The sequence below is a fragment of the Variovorax sp. 01T439_2 genome (genome assembly GCF_056398445.1).
Genome location: NZ_JBFTPJ010000984.1, coordinates 1 through 2,119, shown reverse-complemented (window position 1 = coordinate 2,119; position 2,119 = coordinate 1). Strand labels below are relative to the sequence as shown.

Sequence of the window (2,119 nt, the reverse complement as noted above, 5' to 3'; positions counted from 1 at the left end):
GTGTTGGTCGAACTGGGCATGCCGCCGGAAAACATCGAGGCGGTCATCGCCGCCGACTCTCCTTCGAACTGAGACACACCCATGCCCATCGTCAAGACAGTCCAGGATGGCGTCGCCATCGTCACCCTGAATCGGCCCGAAGCCATGAATTCCATCGACCCGGAATCCAACGAGCAGTTGCTCGCGATCTGGGACGAGGTCTCGAGCGACGAGGGCATCCGCGTCCTCGTGCTGACGGGCGCGGGCGAGCGTGCGTTCTGCACAGGTGCAGATCTCAAGAAAACGATGCCGCCTGCCGACAGCGCAGCCCGGCAGGTCTTTCGCGCCGGTACCCGGCATTCCAATTTCGGCACGCTGCAGACCGACAAGCCCGTCATCGCCGCGATCAATGGCTATGCCCTTGGCGGTGGACTGGAACTGGCTTTGCTTGCGGACATCCGCATTTGTTCCGACAACGCGCAATTCGGGTTGCCGGAAGTGCGCGTCGGCAGCATCCCAGGCGCCGGGGGCACGCAACGCCTGATTCGCGCGGTGGGCCAGTCGGACGCGATGTGGATGCTGCTGACGGGCGAACGCATCGATGCCAACGAAGCGTTGCGGATCGGACTGGTCAGCAAGGTGGTTCCCCTTCCCGCGCTGCAGGAAACGGCGATCAACCTGGCACGCGCAATGGCCGCCAATGCGCCATTGGCGATGACCGCGGCCAAGCGTYTGGCGATGACCGGACGGGAGTTGCCGCTTGCAGGTGGACTGGAACTGGAGCGCCAGGCTTTTGGCGTGCTCAGGGACAGCGAGGACCGGCTGGAGGGGCGTCGTGCTTTCGCCGACAAGCGCGCTCCGGTCTTTCGCGGTCGCTGACTTTGCCTCGCGCAGTGGCGCCAGCGTCGTGGGTCGCTGCGCGCTCGAATCCCTCTGGTGGCCTCGTGCCGACGCCGCAACAACCGACGTGACCTCGCTGAATTTTCCTGGAGCAGCTCTTGAACAAACCGAGTACCGCCTGGCGCTACAGCCTCGCACTCATCGTTGCCGTGTCCTTCGGCACGCCCTCGGCCATCGCGCAGTCGGCCAGCCGCCAGCCCGCAAGGATTCTTGTGGGTTTCTCGCCTGGCGGGACACTTGATGTCGTCACACGGGCGCTTGCGGATCAGCTGCATGAGCCGCTCAATCGCACGGTCATGGTGGAGAACAAACCCGGAGCCGGCGGAAAGATCGCGATCGACGCGCTGCGTGCCGCGCCGGGTGACGGAAGCGTGGCCATGCTGTGCCCAGACTTCCTGCAATCGATCTATCCGTTCGTCTTCAACAAGCTCAACTACGCTGCGCAGCGGGATATCCTGCCGGCGTCGACGGTCGTCGAGTTTCCGATGGCGCTGGCTGTACCCGCGTCCTCACCCGTCAAGACCTTTGCCGAATATGCCCAATGGGTGCGCGCCCATCCTGAGCATGCCAACTTCGGCCATGCCGCATCGGGAGGTCCGACCCATTTCTTGGGATTGCAGATCGCCAAAGTCATCGGAACGCCCCTGCAGGACGTGCCGTTTCAGGGCGCAGCCCCGATGATCGTGAACCTCGTCGGTGGCAATGTCGCAGCGGGAAGTTCGACTGTCGGAGACTTTGCACAGCACCACAACGCTGGCAAGCTTCGCGTGCTGGCAGTCACCTCTGCGCAGCGCTCGCCGCTTCTGCCTGACGTTCCGACGTTCGGCGAGCTCGGTCGAAAGGAGCTCACCGCGGTGGGCGTATTGGCCATCTGCCTGCCGCCTGGAACGCCTGCGGTCGTCGTCTCCGAATGGAGCACTGCGATCCGAAAAGCGGTGGCAACCGAGCAGTTCGCGCGCAAGATCCGCACGCTCGGCTTTGTGGAGTCGGGAAGCTCGCCGGCTGAGGCTCGAGCCAGGTTCGGCGAAAAGCGTGCCTTCTGGGAACCAGTGGTCAAAGCTTCGGGGTTCAAAGCGGATTAGGGCCGTGGCGCCCGGTGATCGCGCACCGGCTGGACAGCAACTCGACTGAGATTGCGGCGCCCGCGGCAAGGAGGAAGAGGCGCGACAGTGCGCTCATCGGCCGCAGGATCAGCCAGGGCCGTCGCTCGCGGCCGCGAGCAGCGGCACCAACATATCGC

2 protein-coding genes are annotated in these 2,119 nt (G+C 64.4%); both read left to right on the top strand.

Annotated elements, in window-relative coordinates; translation table 11 throughout:
• Positions 1-81: 81 nt before the first annotated feature.
• A complete protein-coding gene (locus tag AC1DOC_RS30780) occupies positions 82-858 on the top strand; it encodes an enoyl-CoA hydratase/isomerase family protein (RefSeq protein ID WP_478084389.1) in 777 nt (258 codons plus the stop codon).
• Between the two features lie 119 nt (positions 859-977).
• On the top strand, positions 978-1,961 hold the full coding sequence (locus tag AC1DOC_RS30775; protein ID WP_478080929.1) for a Bug family tripartite tricarboxylate transporter substrate binding protein: 984 nt from the start codon (positions 978-980) through the stop codon (positions 1,959-1,961).
• Positions 1,962-2,119: the final 158 nt, after the last annotated feature.